Source organism: Elioraea thermophila (ex Habib et al. 2022), assembly GCF_003336755.1.
Classification (GTDB): Bacteria; Pseudomonadota; Alphaproteobacteria; order Acetobacterales; family Acetobacteraceae; genus Elioraea; species Elioraea thermophila.
Map to the genome: position 1 here is coordinate 1 of NZ_QMDI01000011.1, position 19,513 is coordinate 19,513.

The 19,513-nt window shown below is 70.6% G+C and carries 17 protein-coding genes, 1 other RNA gene and 2 pseudogenes; 14 read left to right on the plus strand and 6 right to left on the minus strand.

The window, feature by feature from the left end:
* Both DWB05_RS13215 and ffs read right to left on the minus strand, forming a co-directional pair.
* Positions 1 to 1,380, minus strand: a 1,380-nt coding sequence (locus DWB05_RS13215) for a DNA polymerase III subunit gamma/tau (RefSeq protein WP_114377690.1), incomplete at its 3' end; no start/stop codon positions are given.
* Positions 1,381 to 1,422: 42 nt separating this feature from the next.
* Positions 1,423 to 1,514, minus strand: an RNA gene (gene ffs / locus DWB05_RS13220) — signal recognition particle sRNA small type.
* Positions 1,515 to 1,619: 105 nt separating this feature from the next.
* Here ffs and nudC point away from each other — a divergent pair.
* The 3 genes from nudC (at position 1,620) to DWB05_RS13235 (ending at position 3,911) form a co-directional block, all read left to right on the plus strand.
* Positions 1,620 to 2,558 (plus strand): NAD(+) diphosphatase, encoded by a 939-nt coding sequence (gene nudC, locus DWB05_RS13225; RefSeq protein ID WP_114377691.1) that lies wholly within the window; start codon positions 1,620 to 1,622, stop codon positions 2,556 to 2,558.
* A complete protein-coding gene (locus tag DWB05_RS13230) occupies positions 2,555 to 2,926 on the plus strand; it encodes a hypothetical protein (protein WP_114377692.1) in 372 nt (123 codons plus the stop codon). Before nudC ends, DWB05_RS13230 begins: the two co-directional genes overlap by 4 nt.
* A gap of 253 nt (positions 2,927 to 3,179) precedes the next feature.
* Positions 3,180 to 3,911, plus strand: a complete 732-nt coding sequence (locus DWB05_RS13235; protein ID WP_114377693.1) for a response regulator transcription factor — start codon at positions 3,180 to 3,182, stop codon at positions 3,909 to 3,911.
* A 212-nt stretch (positions 3,912 to 4,123) separates the two neighbouring features.
* On the opposite strand, the gene DWB05_RS13240 is transcribed toward DWB05_RS13235, so the two are convergent.
* On the minus strand, positions 4,124 to 4,981 hold the full coding sequence (locus DWB05_RS13240) for a prephenate dehydratase (RefSeq protein WP_114377694.1): 858 nt from the start codon (positions 4,979 to 4,981) through the stop codon (positions 4,124 to 4,126).
* Positions 4,978 to 5,727: a 3-deoxy-manno-octulosonate cytidylyltransferase gene (locus DWB05_RS13245; RefSeq protein WP_269815584.1), complete on the minus strand. Its 750-nt coding sequence runs from the start codon at positions 5,725 to 5,727 to the stop codon at positions 4,978 to 4,980. Before DWB05_RS13245 ends, DWB05_RS13240 begins: the two co-directional genes overlap by 4 nt.
* A gap of 98 nt (positions 5,728 to 5,825) precedes the next feature.
* Here DWB05_RS13245 and DWB05_RS13250 point away from each other — a divergent pair, with 98 nt between their 5' ends.
* From DWB05_RS13250 to DWB05_RS13280, 8 genes and pseudogenes are all read left to right on the plus strand, one after another.
* A complete protein-coding gene (locus tag DWB05_RS13250) occupies positions 5,826 to 6,623 on the plus strand; it encodes an inositol monophosphatase family protein (RefSeq protein WP_114377695.1) in 798 nt (265 codons plus the stop codon).
* Positions 6,624 to 6,708: 85 nt separating this feature from the next.
* Positions 6,709 to 8,559: an extracellular solute-binding protein gene (locus tag DWB05_RS13255; RefSeq protein ID WP_114377696.1), complete on the plus strand. Its 1,851-nt coding sequence runs from the start codon at positions 6,709 to 6,711 to the stop codon at positions 8,557 to 8,559.
* A gap of 8 nt (positions 8,560 to 8,567) precedes the next feature.
* On the plus strand, positions 8,568 to 9,692 hold the full coding sequence (locus DWB05_RS13260; protein WP_114377697.1) for a microcin C ABC transporter permease YejB: 1,125 nt from the start codon (positions 8,568 to 8,570) through the stop codon (positions 9,690 to 9,692).
* 89 nt (positions 9,693 to 9,781) lie between these two features.
* A complete protein-coding gene (locus DWB05_RS13265; protein ID WP_114377698.1) occupies positions 9,782 to 10,858 on the plus strand; it encodes an ABC transporter permease in 1,077 nt (358 codons plus the stop codon).
* Positions 10,855 to 11,628: pseudogene (locus tag DWB05_RS15395) on the plus strand (ATP-binding cassette domain-containing protein); the annotation flags it as partial. The gene DWB05_RS13265 and the pseudogene DWB05_RS15395, both read left to right, overlap by 4 nt.
* A gap of 45 nt (positions 11,629 to 11,673) precedes the next feature.
* Positions 11,674 to 12,483, plus strand: a pseudogene (locus tag DWB05_RS15400) (ATP-binding cassette domain-containing protein); the annotation flags it as partial.
* 55 nt (positions 12,484 to 12,538) lie between these two features.
* Positions 12,539 to 12,988, plus strand: coding sequence for a hypothetical protein (locus DWB05_RS13275; RefSeq protein ID WP_114377700.1), 450 nt, complete (start codon positions 12,539 to 12,541; stop codon positions 12,986 to 12,988).
* Positions 12,985 to 13,920 carry a 2-hydroxyacid dehydrogenase gene (locus DWB05_RS13280; RefSeq protein ID WP_114377701.1) on the plus strand — a complete coding sequence of 312 codons (936 nt, stop codon included), beginning with the start codon at positions 12,985 to 12,987 and terminating at the stop codon, positions 13,918 to 13,920. The genes DWB05_RS13275 and DWB05_RS13280 overlap by 4 nt, the downstream gene beginning before the upstream one ends.
* A gap of 119 nt (positions 13,921 to 14,039) precedes the next feature.
* Here the strand turns inward: DWB05_RS13280 and DWB05_RS13285 are convergent, their stop codons facing one another.
* Positions 14,040 to 14,426 (minus strand): MarR family transcriptional regulator, encoded by a 387-nt coding sequence (locus tag DWB05_RS13285; RefSeq protein ID WP_114377702.1) that lies wholly within the window; start codon positions 14,424 to 14,426, stop codon positions 14,040 to 14,042.
* A gap of 115 nt (positions 14,427 to 14,541) precedes the next feature.
* Positions 14,542 to 15,978 carry a leucyl aminopeptidase family protein gene (locus DWB05_RS13290; protein WP_114377703.1) on the minus strand — a complete coding sequence of 479 codons (1,437 nt, stop codon included), beginning with the start codon at positions 15,976 to 15,978 and terminating at the stop codon, positions 14,542 to 14,544.
* Between the two features lie 68 nt (positions 15,979 to 16,046).
* On the opposite strand from DWB05_RS13290, the gene DWB05_RS13295 reads away from it, so the two are divergent.
* The 3 genes from DWB05_RS13295 (at position 16,047) to ffh (ending at position 19,480) form a co-directional block, all read left to right on the plus strand.
* Positions 16,047 to 17,051, plus strand: coding sequence for a DMT family transporter (locus DWB05_RS13295; RefSeq protein ID WP_114377704.1), 1,005 nt, complete (start codon positions 16,047 to 16,049; stop codon positions 17,049 to 17,051).
* Complete coding sequence (locus DWB05_RS13300; protein WP_114377705.1) at positions 17,048 to 17,947, plus strand: DMT family transporter; 900 nt, start codon at positions 17,048 to 17,050, stop codon at positions 17,945 to 17,947. The genes DWB05_RS13295 and DWB05_RS13300 overlap by 4 nt, the downstream gene beginning before the upstream one ends.
* 147 nt (positions 17,948 to 18,094) lie before the next feature.
* Positions 18,095 to 19,480: a signal recognition particle protein gene (gene ffh / locus DWB05_RS13305; protein WP_114377706.1), complete on the plus strand. Its 1,386-nt coding sequence runs from the start codon at positions 18,095 to 18,097 to the stop codon at positions 19,478 to 19,480.
* Positions 19,481 to 19,513: the final 33 nt, after the last annotated feature.

Genomic DNA, 19,513 nt, shown 5'->3' on the forward strand with positions numbered 1-19,513 from the left:
CACCGCCACCGCCGCGGCTGCCCGCCCGCCGGCGCGCGGCAGGCCCGCCACGGGCGCCCGAGGCGGGGCGGGGGGTGTCGGGGCGGGGGCCGCGACGGCGGGCGAGCTCTCGCCGACCAGCCGACGCACGAGATCGCCAGGCGTAGGAAGGTCAGCCACGTGGGCGAGCCGGATCAGCACCATCTCGGCTGCGGCCAGGCGGTCCGTCGCTTCGTTCGTCTCGGCAAGCCCCTTGAGAAGCATCTGCCAGGCCCGGCCGAGCACGGGCAACGACAGGCGCTCGGCGAGCCGAGGCGCGCGCAGCCGCTCCTCCTCGGTCGCTCCCCCCTCCTGCGCCGCGCTGCCGACCGCCTTGGCGCGGGTGACAGCGTGCGTCACCGCGAGCAGGTCCTGCAGCACCACGCCGGGGTCGGCGCCCGCGGCATGAGCCTGAGCGAGCAGATCGAGCGCCTCGGCAAGCCGGCCGCCCATCAGCGCCTCGAACAGGTCCCACACTTGCGCGCGGTCGGCGAGGCCGAGCATGCCGCGCACCGCTTCCGCCGTGACCGGGCCGTCGCCGGCGAGCGCGATCGCCTGGTCGAGCAGGGAGAGCCCGTCGCGCACCGACCCGTCAGCCGCGCGGGCGATGAGGGCGAGCGCCTCGGGCTCGGCGGCCACCCCTTCGCGGGCGGCGATCTCGGCGTAGTGGGCGGCGAGCGTGCTGGCGGGGATGCGGCGGAGGTCGAAACGCTGGCAGCGCGAGAGGACGGTGACGGGAACCTTGCGGATCTCGGTGGTGGCGAAGATGAAGACGACGCGCGGCGGCGGCTCCTCCAGCGTCTTCAGCAGCGCGTTGAAGGCCGCCGTCGAGAGCATGTGCACCTCGTCGACGATGTAGACCTTGTAGCGCGCGGAGAGGGGGGCGTAGCGCGCGCCCTCGATCACCGTCTCGCGCACGTTCTGCACGCCGGTGTTGGAGGCGGCGTCGATCTCCAGCACGTCGGGGTGACGATCCTCGGCGATGGCGCGGCAGGCCTCGCAGACGCCGCAGGGCGAGATGGTGGGCGTGGTGCGCAGCCCATCGGGCCCGGTGCAGTTGAGCGCGCGGGCGATGATGCGGGCGGTGGTCGTCTTGCCCACGCCGCGCACGCCGGTGAGCATGTAGGCGTGCGCGATGCGGCCCGAGGCGAAGGCGTTGGTGAGGGTGCGCACCAGCGCCTCCTGGCCGATCAGCGCCTCGAAGCTCTGCGGCCGGTATTTCCGGGCCAGCACCCGGTAGTGCGCCGGGGCGTCGGGCAGCCTCCCTTCGGGCGCCGCCGAGGGGGCGGAGTCGCCGAACAGGCTCGGCGCGGCGGGGTCGGTCTGGGGCGGGTCGGCGGGCGTGCCGAACAGGTCGGACATGCGCGGGCGAGGCGCTCCCTGGACCGGGCTCGTTCGGGGGTGGGAGACCGGCAGCACGACCCGGGCAAGAACTCGTTACGGCTGCTTCCTTCCGGACCTGGCCGGGTTGGCGAGGAGCCCGTCCGTCGCCGATCTCCCGAATGGCTCATAGCACGTGGGGATGGTCTCGCGCCAACCCCGACCGGGCGGGAACCTCGGATGGACGAGGTGCCGGGCGCGTGGCAGGGTCCTGCCCTCCGATGAGCCTTCCGTTTCGTGGCAATCCCTACAGTGGCAGCCCGCTCGATCGCGCCTCCGATCGTCGCGACGATCCGGCGTTCGTCGCCGGTCACCTGCGTGATCCCGGCACGCTGTTCGTTCCCGTGTGGCGCTCGCGCAACCTGATGCGGCTCGGCCCGGACGGGGCCGAGGCCGTCCTGCTCTCGGCCTCGATGGCCACGCTGCTGGGGGTGGCCGAACGACCCTGGGCGCTGTTGGGCCTGGATCGTGGCAGGGCGGTGTTCGCGGTCGACCTCTCGGCCGAAGACGACCCCCTCGCGTCGATGGACGGGCTGGAGGGGGCGGCCTTCGCCGACCTGCGCGAGGCAGCGGGGCTTCTGCCCGCACCGGAGGCGGCCATCCTTGCCCATGCCCGCGCGCTGATGCACTGGCGGTCGCGCCAGCGGTTCTGCGGCGCGTGCGGTGCGGCGTGCGAACCTCGCAGCGCCGGTCACGTCATGCTCTGCACCGGCTGCGGCGCGTCGCACTTTCCGCGCACCGATCCGGCGGTGATCATGCTGGTGACTTGCCGCGTGGAGGGGGAGGAGCGGGCGTTGCTCGCGCACAATCGTCGTTTCCCGGTGGCGCGGATGTTTTCGACGCTGGCGGGCTTCGTCGAGCCGGGCGAAAGCCTGGAGGAGGCCGTGGCGCGTGAGGTGCGCGAGGAGGCGGGCGTGCGCGTAGGTGCCGTGCGCTACCACTCTTCGCAGCCCTGGCCGTTTCCCTCCTCGATCATGCTGGGGTTCGTCGCCGAGGCGGCCGACCCGACCCTGATGCTCGATGCGGAGGAGATCGCGGAGGCGCGATGGTTCTCGCGCGACGACCTCCGCGAGCCGGAACGGGTCGGCATCCGGCTGCCCCGGCCCGACAGCATCGCAAGGCGGTTGATTCTCGACTGGGTGGAGCAGGTGCAGCGTTGAAACGGCTGTTGGTCCTCTGCCTGCTGGCCGCGTGCGGCCCGCCGAGCGGTCTTCCCGCCCCGCCCGGCGTGGCGGAGGGCGATCCTCGGCTTGTCGCCTGTCGGACCGAAGCGGAGGTCGATCCCGAGGTCAGGGCCCTGGCCGCATCGTCACCGCCCGCGGCCTCGGCGGACGCGTTCCGCCTCGAACTGGAGGCCACCCGTCGCGCGGCCTTCCTTCGTTGCCTCGAGCGCGAAGGCCTGATCCGACGTGGCGGGGTCGCTGTCCCGTCCGTGCCGATCGATCGTTGGCGTGGCCCGAGCGAGCGTCCGTCCCCGGGTGTCGTGGGCGGTCTGCCGCTCGGCTCGCCGCGGTCGGTCGGCTATTGAGCGCCGTTGCGCGTCGCTCCGATCGTCTCTTTTTTTCATAGATTGCTGCGCTGAGCTTGAATGCAATCGCACTGATTGCTGGAATACCATCGCACTCAATGCGTTACGTCATATTTTTGAAACGCCGTCGGTGCCGTGGTGGGCTCCACGATGCCGATTGACGCAATTGTATGTGGGCGTGTCTCGCTTTTTTCTCTTGCGCGATACAGCCGTAGGTAGTAGCCTTCCCACGTCAAACGGGAAGGGTGGTGCCATGCGGGTTCTCCTGGTTGAAGACGATCCGGTTTCCGCACGCACGATCGGCCTGATGCTGAAATCGGCCCAGATCGTCGCTGATCACGCCGCGACCGGCGAGGAGGCCATCGACCTCCTGCGCACCTATGATTACGACATCGTGATCCTCGATTTCCTGCTGCCCGACATGAAGGGGGCGGACGTGATCCGCGAGATGCGGCGGATGAAGAACGCCACCCCCGTGCTGGTGCTGTCCGGCCTTTCCGACCAGCAGACCAAGGTGCGCTCGTTCGAGACGGGAGCGGACGACTACCTGGTGAAGCCGTTCGATCGCGAGGAGCTGCTGGCGCGGCTGCGCGCCATTGTCCGTCGCGCCAAGGGCTTCGCCGAACCGACGCTCCGGGTTGGTCCGATCGAGCTCCGCCTCGGCGCGCGCGAAGTGCTGGTCAACGGCAAGCCCATTCACCTGACCGGCAAGGAATTCTCGATCCTCGAACTCCTCATGCTCCGCCGCGGCATGGTGTTGAGCAAGGAAGCCTTCCTCAACCATCTCTACGGCGGGATGGACGAGCCCGAGATCAAGATCATCGACGTGTTCGTCTGCAAGTTGCGCAAGAAGCTGGCCGAGGCGACCGGCGAACAGCTGATCGGCACCGTCTGGGGCCGCGGCTACGTCCTGCGCGAGCCGCAGCAGCAGGCGAATGGTTCTAGCCGCGGCGCCTCGGCGCGCGTGGAGGCTGCGGCGGTCTGAGGAGATTCCGACCCCCCATCGGCGAAGCGGCCCCCGGCGCGGTCGCCGGGACGGAAGGACGGTTTGCGGGAGACCGGTCTCGCCGCGCGCCGTGCGACAATCGCCGTTGGTGACGCGACGGTCCGTGCCGTGCCCGCTCTCGGCTGCCCGTCGATCTGCAGCGGAGTCCCTTCCGCCACGCGCCAGTGCCGCAGCGCCCGCGTCAGTCGCTCTCAGTCGCCCGCCGCGGAAACGGTGCGTCGATAGGGATGGGCGGGATAGACGCCGAGGATCCGCGTCTCGCGCGAAAAGAACTGCAGTTCCTCAAGCGCCCGCCGCACCGGCCCCTGCTCCGGGTGGCCCTCGACGTCACAGAGGAACTGGGTGGCGGTGAAGGCACCACCCACCATGTAGCTCTCCAGTTTGGTCAGGTTCACCCCGTTGGTGGCGAAACCGCCGAGCGCCTTGTACAGGGCGGCGGGAACGTTGCGGACCCGGAAGACGAAGGTGGTCATCAGGCCCGGCCGGTCCGGCGGCGGAACCACCGCCTCGCGCGCCATCACGTAGAAGCGCGTCGTGTTGTGGGCCGCGTCCTCCACATTGCGGCGGAGGATCTCGAGCCCGTAGATCTCGGCGGCGAGTTCGGAGGCGATGGCGGCATCCTCCACGCCCCCGAGGCGGGCCACCAGCGCCGCCGACCCTGCGGTATCCGCCTGCACCACCGGCTCGAGGCCCAATTCGCGCAGGACTCCCCGCACCTGGCCCAATGCGACGGCGTGCGAATGCGCGCGCTTGATGGTGGCGAGGGTGGCCCCCTTCGGCGCGAGCAGGCAGTGTTCGACGCGCTGGAAGTGTTCGGCGACGATGTGCAGGCCGCTGTCCGGCAACAGCCGGTGAATATCGGGCACGCGCCCCGCGAGGCTGTTCTCGCAGGGCAGCATGGCGAGCCGCGCCCGCCCTTCGCGCACGGCAGCGATCGCATCCTCGAAGGTGACGCAGGGCAAGGTCGGCATGCCAGGGTAGGCGCTGCGGCAGGCAAGGTCGGAATAGGCGCCGGGCAGCCCCTGGAAGGCGATCGCCTCTCCGCTCATGCCGACCCCCTCCCTTCGAGGATGGCGCGGGCACGCGCCAAGTCCTCCGGCGTATCGACGCCGAACGGAGCCCCCTCCATCCGGATGCAAAGGATCCGCATGCCCGCCTCGATCGCCCGCAACTGCTCGAGCCGCTCCCGCTGTTCGAGCGGGGAGGGCGGCAGCGAGACGAAGCGCGCCAACGCCGCCCGTCGCCACGCATAGATGCCGACGTGGTGCCACAGCGGCCCCTCGCCGAACGGCACGGGAAGACGCGAGAAGTAGGGAGCCGGCGCGATGCGCTCGCCCTCGCGGAACACGACGGCCGCCTTGACCACGTGGCTCGCCTCGGCCTCCGCCCGGTCGCGGATCGGCACCACCAGCGTGCCGATGTCGCAGGCAGGGTCACGCAGCGGCTCCAGCACGGCACGGATCGCGGTCGGATCGAGGGTGGGCAGGTCCCCCTGCAGGTTGACCACGACGTCGTGCCGGCCCTCCGGATCGAGGGCGGAGAGGGCGGCGAAACAGCGATCCGACCCCGAGGGCAGGGCAGGGTCGGTGAGCACGGCGCTGCCGCCCGCCGCGCGCACCGCGTCGGCGATCTCGGCCTCGGCGCAGGCCACCGCGACCGGTCCGACCCCTGCCTCCTCGGCCCGACGCAGCACGTGCACGATCATCGGCAGCCCGGCGATCGTCGCGAGCGGCTTGCCCGGCAGGCGCGTCGCCTGCATGCGGGCAGGGATCAGCACGATCGGGGAGAGCGGCACGGAGGTGGCGAGGGAGGTTGATGGCGTCAGCGCCCTGGCCTCATGCTGCCCGCGCCTGCCCCGGTCAAGCCCTTCACCCCGGTCCGATCCCTCCCGCGATGCCCGACCTCGACCTCCGTCTCGCCCGCCGTGTGGCCGAAGCCGCCGCGGATGCGGCCGCGTCCGCCATCCGCCCGCATTTCCGCCGCCCGCTCGCCGTCGAGCGCAAAGGCGACGCGAGCCCGGTGACGGAGGCCGACCGGGCGGCCGAGCACGCGATGCGCCAGGTGCTGCGCGAGGCCTTCCCAGAGCACGGGATTCTCGGCGAGGAGGAGGGCGAGGAGCGGGGAGGGGCGCGCTTCCTCTGGGTGCTCGATCCGATCGACGGCACGAAGAGCTTCGTCACCGGCCGCCCCACTTACGCCTCGCTGATCGCCCTGCTCGACGACGGCGTGCCGGTGCTCGGTCTTCTTTCCCAGCCCTCGCTCGGCGAGCGCTGGATCGGCCTCTCCGGCGAGCCGACGCGGTTCTTCTCGCCCGTGGGCGGTCCGGCGGTCGCGCGCTGCCGCGCTTGCAACGATCTCGCCGAGGCCCAGCTCTCGCTCACCACCCTCGACCTGTTCACCCCCGAGGAACGCCCGCGCTGGGAGGGGCTCGCCGCCCGCGTCGGGCAGATCACCTGGGGTGGAGATGCCTACGCGCACGGCCTGCTCGCCCTGGGCTTCATCGACCTGATCGCGGAGGCGACCTACAAGATCTGGGATTGGGCGGCGCTGGTGCCGATCATCGAGGGGGCGGGGGGCATGATCACCGACTGGGCCGGGCGGCCGCTTCGCCCCGGCGCGGACGGCACCGTGCTTGCCGCCGGCGACGCCCGGCTGCACGCCGCGGCGCTGGCGGTTTTGCGGGGCGGCTGAACGAGGCGTGACGCCGCCTCGGCTTGCCCCTGGCCGGGCCGGTCGTGATCTACTGCAGCATGAGCATGATGCGAGGGAGACCGCGATGCTGAGACGCGACCTGTTGGTCGGAACCGGGGCGGCCGCCCTCGGCCTCGCCATGCCCCGCTCCGCGCCGCGCGCCGTCACCACCGGCCGCAGCCACGCCTTGAGCCTGCTCGGCGAGCCGAAGCTGCCGCCGGGCTTCACCCATTTTCCCTATGTCAACCCGAACGCGCCGAAAGGGGGCGAGGTGGCGCTCGCCGCCATCGGCACCTTCGACAGCTTCAACCCCTTCATCGTGCGCGGCGTAGCCGCCGCCGGCATCACGCAGATCTGGATGACGCTGATGAAGGGCAGCCAGGACGAGGCCTCCACCGAATACGCGCATCTCGCCGAGTGGGTGGAGGTGGGACCCGGGCGGGATTGGGTCGCCTTCGAGCTTCGCCGCGAGGCGCGCTGGCACGATGGCGTACCGATCACGGCCGCCGACGTGAAATGGACCTTCGAGACCCTGCGCAGCCAGGGCCGCCCGTTCTACCGGGCCTACTGGGGCGACGTGACCGACGTGCTGATCGAGAACGACCGGCGCGTGGTGTTTCGCTTCCGCAACGGGGAGAATCGCGAGCTTCCGCTCATCCTCGGCCAGCTCGCCGTGCTGCCGAAGCATTGGTGGGAGGGGAGGGACTTCTCCCGCCCCCTGCTTGAGCCGCCGCTCGGCTCCGGCCCCTACCGGGTGGAGAGCTTCCAGCCGGGCCGCACCGTGACCTATCGCCGTGTGGCCAACTGGTGGGGCGAGAACCTGCCAACCGAGCGCGGCACCGACAATTTCGACATCATGCGCTACGAGTACTTCCGCGACGCCACCGTCGCCTTCGAGGCCTTCAAGGCCGGGCAGATCGACTTCCGGGTGGAGAACATCGCCCGCGAATGGGCGACAGGCTACGACTTTCCCGCCCGCCGACGCGGCCTCGTCAGGCTGGAGGAGATCCCGCACGAACTCCCCACCGGCATGCAGGCCTTCGTCTTCAACATCCGACGCGAGATCTTCCGCGACCGGCGGGTGCGCGAGGCGCTCGTGCTCGCCTTCGACTTCGAGTGGTCGAACGCCAACCTGTTCTTCGGCGCCTATGCGCGCACGACGTCCTACTTCTCGAACTCCGAACTCGCCTCCTCCGGCCTACCTTCGCCCGAGGAACTGGCCATCCTCGAGCGCTACCGCGGCCGCATCCCCGAGGAGGTGTTCACCCAGGAGTTCCGCCTGCCAGTGACCGACGGGTCGGGCAACAATCGCGAGAATCTCCGCCGCGCGCTCGAACTCCTGCAGGCCGCCGGCTGGCGGATCGACAACCGCCGTCGCCTCGTCGATGCGCAGGGCCGCCCCTTCTCCTTCGAGATGCTGCTCTCCTCGCCCTCCTTCGAACGCGTTGCCCTTCCTTACGCCCAGGCCCTGCAGCGGCTCGGCATCGAGATGCGCGTGCGCACGGTGGACACGGCGCAGTACCAGGCGCGCATCGACAATTACGACTTCGACATGACGGTCGATGTCTTCCCGCAATCCCTCTCGCCCGGCAACGAGCAGCGCGACTTCTGGACCTGCGCGAAGGCGCGCGAGCCCGGCAGCCGCAACTCGATCGGCGTCTGCGACCCGGTGATCGACGAGCTCGTCGAGCTCGTCATCGCCGCCCCCGACCGCGACGCCCTGATCCACCGCACGCGCGCGCTCGATCGCGTGCTGTTGTGGAACCATTTCGTCGTGCCGCACTGGCACAGCCGCACCTTCCGCGTCGCCTACTGGGACAAGTTCGTCCGCCCCGAGCGCACCCCGCGCTACGGGCTTGCCTTCGACACCTGGTGGATCGACGCCGAGCGTGCGCAACGCCTGAACGAGGAACGACGGCGCGCCAACCCGACCTGAAGCGGGCGATGACCGCCTACATCCTGCGCCGGCTGCTGCTGGTGATCCCGACGCTGTTCGGGATCATGGTGATCAACTTCGTCGTCGTGCAGTTCGCCCCCGGTGGCCCGGTCGAGCAGATGCTCGCCGAACTGCGCGGTCAGGGCGGGCCCGGCGCGCCGCTGGAACGGATCACCGGCGGCGGCATGGAAACCGCAGCCCCGACCGGCACCGTGCGCCCGCTCGACCAGGCGAGTGCGGGTGAAGCGACCTCGCGCTACCGCGGCGCCCGCGGCCTCGACCCCGAGATCGTCGCCGAGATCGAGCGCATGTTCGGCTTCGATCGGCCGGCGCATGAGCGCTTCGTCAAGATGATGGTCTCCTACCTCACCTTCGACTTCGGCCGTTCCTTCTTCCAGGACCGTTCCGTGGTCGAACTCCTCATCGACAAGATGCCGGTCTCGATCAGCCTCGGGCTGTGGACCACGCTGCTCGTCTACCTGATCTCGATCCCCTTGGGGATCCGCAAGGCGGTGAAGGACGGCTCGCGCTTCGACGTCGTCACCTCGGCCATCGTCCTCGTCGGCTACGCGGTGCCCGGGTTCCTGTTCGCCATCCTGCTGGTCGTGCTGTTCGCGGGGGGCTCCTTCCTGCAGATCTTCCCGCTGCGTGGGCTCACCAGCCCCAACTGGGCGGAGCTTTCTCTCGCGGGCAAGGTGCTCGACTACTTCTGGCACCTGTGCCTCCCCATCACCGCGATGGTGATCGGTGGCTTCGCCGGCCTCACCATGCTGACGAAGAACTCGTTCCTCGACGAGATCGGCAAGCAGTACGTGATGACGGCGCGCGCCAAGGGCTGCTCCGAACGGCGCGTCCTCTACGGCCACGTCTTCCGCAACGCCATGCTGCTGATCATCGCCGGCTTTCCCTCGGCCTTCATCGGCATTCTGTTCACCGGCGCGCTGCTCGTCGAGATCATCTTCTCGCTCGACGGCCTGGGTCTCTTGGGCTTCGAGGCGGCGATCCGGCGTGACTATCCGGTGATGTTCGGCACGCTTTACATCTTCACCCTGCTCGGTCTCATCCTGCAGATCATCGGCGACCTGATGTATACGGTGGTCGATCCGCGCATCGACTTCGAGGCGCGGCAGTGACTTCCTCGCCGCGTTCGTTCCTTGCGCGATGAGCCTTGCCGTTCCTCCGGGCGGGTGCTCTCCGGTCGGATGATCCGAAACGATCCACGATGGCGCTCTCTCCGATCACCCGACGCCGCCTCGCCAACTTCCGCGCCAATCGGCGCGGCTGGTGGTCGATGTGGATCTTCCTCGCCCTCTTCTCGGTCGCGCTCTTCGCCGAGTTCGTCGCCAACGACCGGCCGCTCGTCATCCGCTACGACGGGCAGTGGTTCTTCCCCGTCCTGTTCGACTACGCGGAGACCGATTTCGGCGGCGATTTCCCGACCGCGGCCGACTACCACGATCCTTTCCTCAAGGAGAAGATCGCCGCGCGTGGCTGGGCGCTCTGGCCGCCCGTTCCGTATTCGTACCAGACGGTTGTGCGCAACCTTCCCCAGCCCGCGCCTTCGCCGCCCACCTGGCTGCTGCCGGCCGACGCGATCGGCCCCGACACGCCCTTCAACCTGCTCGGCACCGACGATCAGGCGCGCGACGTGTTCGCCCGCGTGCTCTACGGCTTCCGCATCGCGGTGCTGTTCGGCTTCACGCTGACCATCATCTCCTCCATCATCGGGGTCGTTGCGGGCGCGGTGCAGGGCTACTACGGCGGTCTGGTCGATCTCCTCTTTCAGCGCTTCATCGAGATCTGGTCGGGCATGCCGCAGCTTTTCCTGCTGATCATCCTCGCTTCCGTGATCGAGCCCACGTTCTGGGTGCTGCTCGTCTTCCTCCTCCTGTTCTCCTGGATGAGCCTCGTCGGCGTGGTGCGGGCGGAGTTCCTGCGCGGGCGCAACTTCGACTACGTACGCGCGGCGAAGGCGCTGGGCGTATCGGATGCGGTGGTGATGTTCCGTCACATCCTGCCCAATGCGATGGTGGCGACGCTGACCTTCCTCCCCTTCATCCTCTCGGGCTCGGTCACCGTGCTCGCCTCGCTCGACTTCCTGGGCTTCGGCCTGCCACCCGGTTCGCCCTCGCTCGGCGAGCTCGTGCAGCAGGGCAAGAACAACCTGCAGGCGCCGTGGCTCGGCATCACCGCTTTCGTCGTGCTCGCCACCATCCTCACGCTGCTGATCTTCGTCGGTGAGGCGGTGCGCGACGCCTTCGACCCGCGCAAGCTGCCGGGCGGGGCAGGCGCGCGATGAGCCTGCTCGAGGTGCGCGACCTCGGTGTGGTGTTCCGCGCCGGTGCGAGGGAGGTGGTGGCGGTCGAGGGGGCGTCGTTCTCGCTCGATCCCGGCGAGACGCTGGCCCTGGTCGGCGAGTCGGGCTCGGGCAAGTCGGTCACCGCCCTCTCCATCCTCCAGCTGCTGCCGTACCCGGCGGCGAGCCACCCGCCGGGAAGCTCGATCCTGCTTGATGGCCGGCAGATGATCGGGGCGGACGCCGAAACCTTGCGCCAGGCGCGCGGCGGGGTGGCGGGGATGGTGTTCCAGGAGCCGATGACCAGCCTCAACCCGCTGCACACGATCGAGAAGCAGATCGTCGAGGCGGTGCAGCTGCATCAGCCCGTCTCGCGCGAGGCGGCGCGGGCGCGCGCTGTCGAATGCCTCGCCATGGCGGGCTTCGCCGACGCCGCGAATCGGCTCAACGCCTATCCGCACCAGCTCTCGGGCGGGCAGCGCCAGCGCGTGATGATTGCGATGGCGCTCGCCAACCAGCCGAAACTGCTGATCGCCGACGAGCCCACCACCGCCCTCGACGTCACCATCCAGGCGCAGATCCTCACCCTGCTCGCCGACCTCAAGGCGCGGCTGCGCATGGGGCTTCTGCTCATCACCCACGATCTCGCGATCGTGCGCCGCTATGCCGACCGCGTGTGCGTGATGCACCGCGGGCGAATCGTCGAGCAAGGCGCCGTGGCGGAGGTGTTCGCCGCACCGAAGGCCGAGTACACGCGGATGCTGCTCGCCGCCGAACCGAAGGGGGCCCCGGCGCCGATCGCCGCCGAGGCACCCCCGGTGATGGAGGCGCGCGACGTCAAGGTGCATTTCCCCATCCGGCGCGGCTTCCTTCGCCGCACCGTGGGCTACGTGAAGGCGTGCGACGGGGTGAGTGTGGCCGTGCGCGAGGGCGAGACGGTCGGGCTCGTCGGCGAATCGGGCTCCGGCAAATCCACCATGGGGCTCGCCCTGCTTCGTCTCGTTCCCGAAGCGGTCGGCATCGTGCGCTTCGAGGGGCGCGACATCTCGGGGCTCGATCGCCGCGCGCTCAGGCCGCTCCGCCGGCGGATGCAGATCGTCTTCCAGGATCCCTTCGGGTCGCTCAGCCCGCGCATGAGCCTTGGCGAGATCGTCGCCGAAGGCCTCGCGGTGCACGAACCCGGGCTGTCCAGGCGCGAACGGGACGCGATCGTCGCCCGCGCGCTCGAGGAGGTCGGCCTCGATCCGGCCTGGATCGACCGCTACCCGCACGAGTTCTCGGGCGGTCAGCGCCAGCGCATCGCGATCGCCCGTGCGCTCGTGCTCAAGCCGCGCTTCGTCGTGCTCGACGAACCGACCTCGGCGCTGGACATGAGCGTGCAGGCGCAGATCGTCGAACTCCTGCGCGAGTTGCAGGCGCGGCATCGGCTGGCCTACCTCTTCATCAGCCACGACCTGAAGGTGGTGCGCGCACTCGCGCACCAAGTGGTGGTGCTGAAGGACGGCCGGGTGGTGGAGCAGGGTCCGGCCCGGGAGGTGCTCGACTCGCCGCGCGAACCCTACACGCGGGCGCTGATGGCGGCGGCGTTCGAACTGAAGGCGGACGAGAGCGGCGTGGTGCGGCGATGAGCGCGAGCCGGCGGGGGAGGGCGGCAGGGACGGGGCGTCGTGCTATGGGGCAGCCATGACGACTGATCCCGCACTTGCCGAATCGCACGCGCGCCTCAAGCGCCTGATCATGCAGAAGCGCCTCATCCTCGGCGTCAACATCGGGCTGATGTCGCGCCCGGGTTCGCCGGTGTTCCGCCGCATCGAGACCGCGTTGCCCTTGGGCCTCGGCATGTTCGGCGTGATCGCCGCCACCGTGTTCGGCGGTGTGTGGCTCGGCATCCTGGCCCTCACCCTCGGCATCGTCGTCTGGTTCCTGTTCCTGCTGCCGCGGATCAAGGATCAGGTCTACGACCGCACGCTCGCCTATGTGCTCTCCGCGCCGGAGGCCTTCGCGCAGGTCTGGCAAGCGGGGGCGGTGACGTTGCGCGCGGGCGAGCGCGAGTGCCGCCCGCCCGAGGGCGACTGGCAACGCTTCGTGCGCGAGACGAAGACGCGCGAGGAGGAGATGGAGACCCTGGAATGAGCGGCGCGCTTCTCCTCTCGTCCTCGCCGAAGTCGATGGCGACGTGGCGGCGGGAACTGCTCGCCCTGGCCCCCGATCTCGACCTTCGTCTTTATCCCGAAACGGGGGCGGCCGAGGACATCGTCGCCGCCCTCACCTGGAACCACCCGCCGGAGGATCTGTTCCGCTACCCGAATCTGAAGGTGCTGATCAGCATGGGGGCGGGGGTCGATCACCTGTTCCGCCCGCCCGGGCCGCCGCCGGGCGTGGCGATCGTCCGCCTGGTCGATCGCCTGCTCACCTCGGCGATGAGCGAGTACGTGCTGCTCGCCGTGCTTCGCCACCATCGCCAGGCCGAGATCTACCGCGCACAGCAGAGGACGCGGATCTGGCACGAACTGCCGCCGCCTGACACGGAGCGCACGCGAATCGGCATCATGGGCCTCGGCGTGCTGGGCACGGATGCCGCACGCAAGCTTGCCACGCTCGGGTTTCAGGTGGCGGGCTGGTCGCGCCGGCCGAAGAGCGTCGAGGGGGTCGAAAGCTTCGTCGGTCGTGAGGGGCTCACGCCGTTCCTGGCGCGCACCGACATCCTGGTCTGCCTGCTGCCCCTGACCTCCGAGACGCGGGGCATCCTGAACCGCGACACTTTCGCGCGGTTGCCGAAGGGCGCCTACGTCATCAACGTCGCGCGCGGCGGCCACCTGGTCGAGGACGACCTGCTGGATGCCCTCGACTCCGGCCACCTCTCGGGCGCCACCCTCGACGTGTTCGAAACGGAGCCGCTGCCCGGCGAGCACCCGTTCTGGGGCCACCCCAAGATCATCCTCACGCCGCACATCGCATCCGCCACCGTGCCCCGCTCCTGCGCCCCGCAGGTGATCGAGAACCTGCGGCGGCTCGCCGCGGGCGAACCCCTTCTCAACACCGTCGATCCGGTCGCGGGCTACTGACCGCGCCGCGCCGACGAAAAGAGGGGCGCGAGGGAGTCCTCGCGTCCCCCGGTCGTGAGCACCGTCGGACCGCGACCCGCTTCGCGCGAACCCCGTCGTGCCCGAGGGCCTTGGGGGTGTCAGGCGCTGGCGGCGCGCCGGCCTCCCGAGGACGACTTGGTCTCCTTGCCCGACCCGGCCTCGCCCATGATCTTGCGGAGTTCGCGCAGGAAGGCCGCTCCCTTCGTCGTCTGCTGCACGATCACGCTGCGCCGGTCGGCGGGATCGACCTTGCGGCGCGCGAGATCGAGCTCGCCGAGCCGATCGAGCGCGCGGGTGATGGCGGGTTTGGACACGTTCAGTTCGGCGGCGAGACCACGCACGGTGTGCGGGCCCTCGGTCAGATACACGGTGAGGAACACCCCGAGCTGGCGGGCCGAAAGGTCGGGCCCGTCGCGGCGCACCAGCGCGACCACCGTGTCGCGCAGCACACCGAGGAGCTGTTCGCTCGCACTGCTTGCTGCCATGGCTGTCACCTTCCGTCGAGATGACCGGCCCCGGCGACCGGTCTTCCGACGGGAGATGTAATGAAACGGGTGCGCAAAGCAAACCCCTGGCACCGAAACGGTTGCCGGCGGCCCATCATCTCGGCGTGACGGCCGGGTCGACGGGGCTGCGACTCGGCGGGATCGGGCGGCCATGATCGTACCGCGCAACGAGGCCGTGCCACACCGCGCGCATCCCCGTCGCCTCGCCGCCCTCCGGCCGGCCGGGGCGCGCGGAATCGTTCCAGGCATAGAGGTCGAGATGGGCCCAGTCGCGGTCGGCGGAGACGAAACGATCGAGGAACGAGGCCGCCACGATCGCCCCGGCATGCGGCCGCGACGAGACGTTGCCGAGATCGGCGACCTCCGAGTCGAGCCACGACGCGTAGCCTGACCAAATCGGCAGCCGCCAGAGCGGGTCTTCCGCCGCGTCTCCGCTCTTGACCAGCGCCTCGGCGGTGGCATCGCGGCGCGCGAACAGGGCGACGAGGTCGGGCCCGAGGGCGATGCGCGCCGCACCCGTGAGCGTGGCGAAATCGAGCAGGAGGTCGGGCGACTCCGCATCGGCCTCCGCCAAGAGGTCGGCGAGCACGAGCCGGCCTTCGGCATCCGTGTTGCCGATCTCCACCGTCAGCCCCTTGCGGGTGCGGATCACGTCGCGCGGGCGCATCGCATGCGCCCCGATGGCGTTCTCCACCGCGCCGATCAGCAGAAGGAGCCGCACCGGCAGGCCAGCGCGCATGACGAGTTCGGCCACGCCGAAAGCGACCGCCGCCCCGCCCATGTCCTTCTTCATCTGCAACATCGCCTGGGCGGGCTTGAGGTCGTAGCCGCCGGTGTCGAACACCACGCCCTTGCCGCAGAGCGCGATCAGAGGGGCCTCGGGCCCGGCTGGGCCGCTCCAGTCGAGGCGGACGACGCAGGGGGGCCGCGCGCTGCCCGCACCGACGGCGGCGACGGCCGGGTAGCCCTCCGCGAGCGCCTGGCCGCGGACGACGCGGACGCTCGCGCCATGGCGCCCGGCGAGCGCGATCGCGGTTTCGGCGAGCTCATCGGGGCCGAGGTGGTTCGCCGGGTGGTTGATCAGGTCGCGTACACGGTGGGTGACCTCGACCTCGGCGAGCACGGGATCGTCGGCCGCCGAGACGACCAGACGCGCCGCGGCCCGCGGCGGGGCCTTGAAGCGGGCATAGCGGTAGGCGCCGAGACCCCAGCCGAGCACGGCCTTCGCGCGCAGGGCGGCCGGTTCCGGTGCGCCGTCGAGCTCGAGACGCCACACCGTGTCGGGAGGCAGGGCGAAAGGCAGGCCGCCGAAGCTCCAGGCACTCTCGCGCCCCTCGCCGAGCCCAACGAGGGCGCCGCCGAGGCCGCTCTCGCCCGGGATCAGCAAGGTCTCGCCGGGCTTGGCGGCGAACCCGGTCGCGGCGACGAAGGGTCCGGCGGGGTGCGCCGTGCGCCAGGCGGGCAGGCGCTCGGGCGTGAGCGGAAAGAGAGGCAGGGCGGGCGTGTCGGGTGGTGCGAAACAAGGGAGCACGGGGCGGCATCCGTGATCGAAGGGAGGGAAGGGAGGATCGGCCCTGCACGGCGCGCGGGCAAGGCGGCATGGCGGCCTCGCCAGGGCCGGGCTATCGGGAAGCGGGAGGAGCCCTGGTCCTGAACAAGGCCTTTCCGTCCGACCGCGCGCCCGTCGAACCGGCCCGCCCGCCGAGGCAGGCGCTGGCGCAAGCGGCCGCCCTGCTCGCGCTCGCCGCCCTGTTCTGGTCGGGAAATTTCGTGCTTGGGCGGGCGGTGCGCGGCGTGGTGCCACCGGTGGCCCTTGCCCTCCTGCGCTGGCTTCTCGCCGCCCTCATCCTGCTGCCCGTCGTCTGGCGCGACGTCGCGTCCCGGGCGCGGCTGATCCGCCGCCACGCCGGGGTGCTGGTGGGGCTCGGCCTCACCGGCATGGGCAGCTTCAACACCCTCTCCTACATCGCGCTCACCGGCACCGAGGCGCTGAACGGCTCGCTGGTGGTGAGTCTGACGCCGTTGATGATCGTGCTCGCTGCCTTCCTCATCGACGGCGAGCGGCCATCGCCCCGGCGGCTCGCGGGCGTGGCGATCTCGCTCGCCGGGGTGGCGGTCATCGCCGCGCGTGGTGACCCCGCCGCGCTCGGGGCGCTCCGCCTCAACCCGTGGGATGGGGTGATGCTGGTCGCCGTGTTCGGCTGGGGGATGTATACGGTGCTTCTCCGCCGTCTGCCGGCCGGTGCCTTCCCCCCGCTCGTGCTGCTCGCCATCACCACGCTGTTCGGCCTCGCCGTGCTGGTGCCCTCCTGGCTTCTCGAGGTCGCGCTGACGGGGGCGCTGCCGCGGGCCGATGCGGCGACGGCGGGGGCGGTGCTGTACACGGCGCTGTTCGCCTCGATCGGCGCCTATCTCTGCTGGAACCGCGGCGTGGCGCTGATCGGCCCGGCGGCGGCAGGGCCGTTCCTGCACCTGCAGCCCGCCTTCGGGGTGGGTCTCGCCATGCTGCTGCTCGGCGAGCGGCCCGAACCCTTTCACGGCCTGGGCTTCGCCCTCATCCTGGCCGGGCTCTGGCTCGGTGCGGGCGGCGGTGGGCGGCGATGAGCCGCCTTCCTGCGCCCCTGCAGGGGCTCGCCTTCATGGTGGCGGCGACGACGCTGTTCGCCGGCATGGCGGCCTGCAACAAGGTTTTGCTCGCCCGCGGCACGCCGCTGCCTCTGCTCAACCTCTCGCGCGCGGCCTTCACCATGCTGCTGCTCGCGCCGTGGCTGCTGGGGCGGCGGGCGCCGTCTCTCGCCACGCGCCGCTTGGGCCTGCATCTCGGCCGTGGCCTGGCCGGGGTGGGGGCGATGGCCTTTTCCCTCTCTGCCCTGTCCTTGATCCCGCTCGCCGAGGTGATCGCGCTCGGCCAGTCCCGCCCCTTGTGGCTGCTCGTCATCGCGGTCGCCGTGCTGGGGGAGCGCGTGGGCTGGCGACGTCCGCTCGCCGCCGCCATCGGCTTCCTTGGGGTCATGGTGATCCTGTTCGGCGAGAGTGGGGTCGCGGCCCCCTTCGCCGTCAGCCGTGGGGCTGGGTTCGCGCTCGCCGCCGCGTTCTGCGGCGCCTGCGTGTCGGCCTTCATCCGGGTGATGGCGCGTGCAGGCGAGCCGCCGGTGCGGGTGGTGTTCTGGTACGGCATCACCGGCTTCGTCGCCTGGCTGCCGCCGAGCCTCTGGTTCTGGCGCACCCCCGGGCTTGTCGAGTGGGGGCTGATGGTGGGTGCGGCCGGCCTCGCCGTGCTGGGCGATCTGTGTGCGAGCCATGCGGCGCGGCGCGCCGAAGCCTCGCTGCTTGCGCCCGTCGAGTTCGCCCAGGTGCCGATCGGCGCCCTGTTCGGCGCGGTGCTGTTCGGCGAGCGCCCCGGCTGGCCGCTCGCCGCCGGGGTGGCCCTGATGGCGGTCTCGGTCGCCTACATCGCCCGCCGCGAGGCCATGCTGCGGGCGCGGCAGGGTACGCCTTGACCGCGCGGGGCTTCTGGCCCAGAAGGAGGGGCTCCGGCACACCCGGGCCCTGACACGCCCCCTCCGGCAGGGGGCGACGCCGCTCCGCGAAGGCTCGCGCAGCGGCGCGCTGGGCTTTGGGGCTAGGGGCCGGGTTGGAGCAGGGCCATGTTCGACTCCCTGTCGGGCCGCCTGACAGGCATTTTCGATCGGCTGAAGAAACGCGGCGCGCTGACCGAGGCCGACGTCAACGGAGCCTTGCGCGAGGTGCGCATCGCGCTGCTCGAGGCCGACGTCGCCCTCCCGGTCGTCAAGCAGTTCATCGAGAGCGTGCGGGCGAAGGCGGTGGGCGAGGCGGTGCTGAAGTCCGTCACCCCCGCCCAGCAGGTCGTCAAGATCGTGCACGACGCGCTGGTCGACATGCTGGGCCCTGCGGCTCCCGGGCTCGACCTTCGCGGCTCTCCGCCTTTCGTGGTGCTGATGCTCGGCCTGCAGGGCTCGGGCAAGACCACCACCGCCGGCAAGATCGCCCTTCGCCTGAAGGAGCGCGAGCGCAAGCGCGTGCTCGTCGCCTCGCTCGACGTCTCGCGCCCGGCCGCGATGGAGCAGCTCGCCACCTTGGCCGACCGGGCGGGGGTCATCAGCCTGCCCATCGTGCGCGGGCAGACCCCCGTCGAGATCGCGCGCCGGGCGCTCGATGAGGCGCGCCGCGGCGGCTTCGATGTGCTGATCCTCGACACCGCGGGCCGGCTCGCCATCGACGAGGCGCTGATGGCCGAGGTGGCCGAGGTCGCCGCCGTCGCGCGGCCGCACGAGAAGCTGCTCGTCGTCGATGCGATGACGGGTCAGGACGCGGTCACGGTGGCCAAGTCCTTCCACGAGAAGGTGGGGGTGACGGGCATCGTGATGACGCGCATGGATGGTGATGCGCGCGGCGGTGCGGCGCTGTCGATGCGCGCGATCACCGGCGCACCCATTCGCCTGATCGGTGTCGGCGAGAAGCTGGATGCGCTCGAGGATTTCCACCCCGACCGCATCGCCGGCCGCATCCTCGGCATGGGCGACATCGTCTCGCTCGTCGAGCGTGCCGCCGCCACCATCGAGGCCGAGGAAGCGGAGAAGCTTGCCGCCAAGATCGCCAAGGGGGGCTTCGACCTCGAGGATTATCGCAAGCAGCTCGCCCAGATCACCAAGATGGGCAGCCTGTCGTCGCTGCTGAACATGATCCCCGGGCTCGGCAAGCTGCAGGGCAAGCTGGCGGAGGCCAAGCTCGACGACAAGCTGGTCAAGCGTCAGATCGCGATCATCGACAGCATGACGCGCGAGGAACGGCGCAGGCCCGAGATCATCAAGGCCTCGCGCAAGCGCCGCATCGCCGCGGGCTCGGGCACCAAGGTCGAGGACGTGAACCGGTTGCTCAAGCAGTTCGACGACATGCAGACGATGATGAAGCGGATGCAGAAGCTCGGCACAACCGGGCTGATGCGCGGCGGGCTCGGCGCGCTGTTGCCGCCCGGGGCGGGGCTGCCGGGCGGGGGCCGGCGGCCCTTCTGAGCGGGATCAAACACTCAACGGAACGATCAGGAC

What these genes read in the sequence shown, in the direction of transcription:
- DWB05_RS13285 (WP_114377702.1), bottom strand. Translation starts at nt 14,426, where the DNA reads ATGGCAGCAAGCAGTGCGAGCGAACAGCTCCTCGGTGTGCTGCGCGAC.
- DWB05_RS13280 (WP_114377701.1), top strand. Translation starts at nt 12,985, where the DNA reads ATGAGCGGCGCGCTTCTCCTCTCGTCCTCGCCGAAGTCGATGGCGACG.
- nudC (WP_114377691.1), top strand. Translation starts at nt 1,620, where the DNA reads ATGAGCCTTCCGTTTCGTGGCAATCCCTACAGTGGCAGCCCGCTCGAT.
- DWB05_RS13300 (WP_114377705.1), top strand. Translation starts at nt 17,048, where the DNA reads ATGAGCCGCCTTCCTGCGCCCCTGCAGGGGCTCGCCTTCATGGTGGCG.
- DWB05_RS13255 (WP_114377696.1), top strand. Translation starts at nt 6,709, where the DNA reads ATGCTGAGACGCGACCTGTTGGTCGGAACCGGGGCGGCCGCCCTCGGC.
- DWB05_RS13265 (WP_114377698.1), top strand. Translation starts at nt 9,782, where the DNA reads ATGGCGCTCTCTCCGATCACCCGACGCCGCCTCGCCAACTTCCGCGCC.
- DWB05_RS13250 (WP_114377695.1), top strand. Translation starts at nt 5,826, where the DNA reads ATGCCCGACCTCGACCTCCGTCTCGCCCGCCGTGTGGCCGAAGCCGCC.
- ffh (WP_114377706.1), top strand. Translation starts at nt 18,095, where the DNA reads ATGTTCGACTCCCTGTCGGGCCGCCTGACAGGCATTTTCGATCGGCTG.
- DWB05_RS13260 (WP_114377697.1), top strand. Translation starts at nt 8,568, where the DNA reads ATGACCGCCTACATCCTGCGCCGGCTGCTGCTGGTGATCCCGACGCTG.
- DWB05_RS13295 (WP_114377704.1), top strand. Translation starts at nt 16,047, where the DNA reads ATGGCGGCCTCGCCAGGGCCGGGCTATCGGGAAGCGGGAGGAGCCCTG.
- DWB05_RS13275 (WP_114377700.1), top strand. Translation starts at nt 12,539, where the DNA reads ATGACGACTGATCCCGCACTTGCCGAATCGCACGCGCGCCTCAAGCGC.
- DWB05_RS13235 (WP_114377693.1), top strand. Translation starts at nt 3,180, where the DNA reads ATGCGGGTTCTCCTGGTTGAAGACGATCCGGTTTCCGCACGCACGATC.
- DWB05_RS13240 (WP_114377694.1), bottom strand. Translation starts at nt 4,981, where the DNA reads ATGAGCGGAGAGGCGATCGCCTTCCAGGGGCTGCCCGGCGCCTATTCC.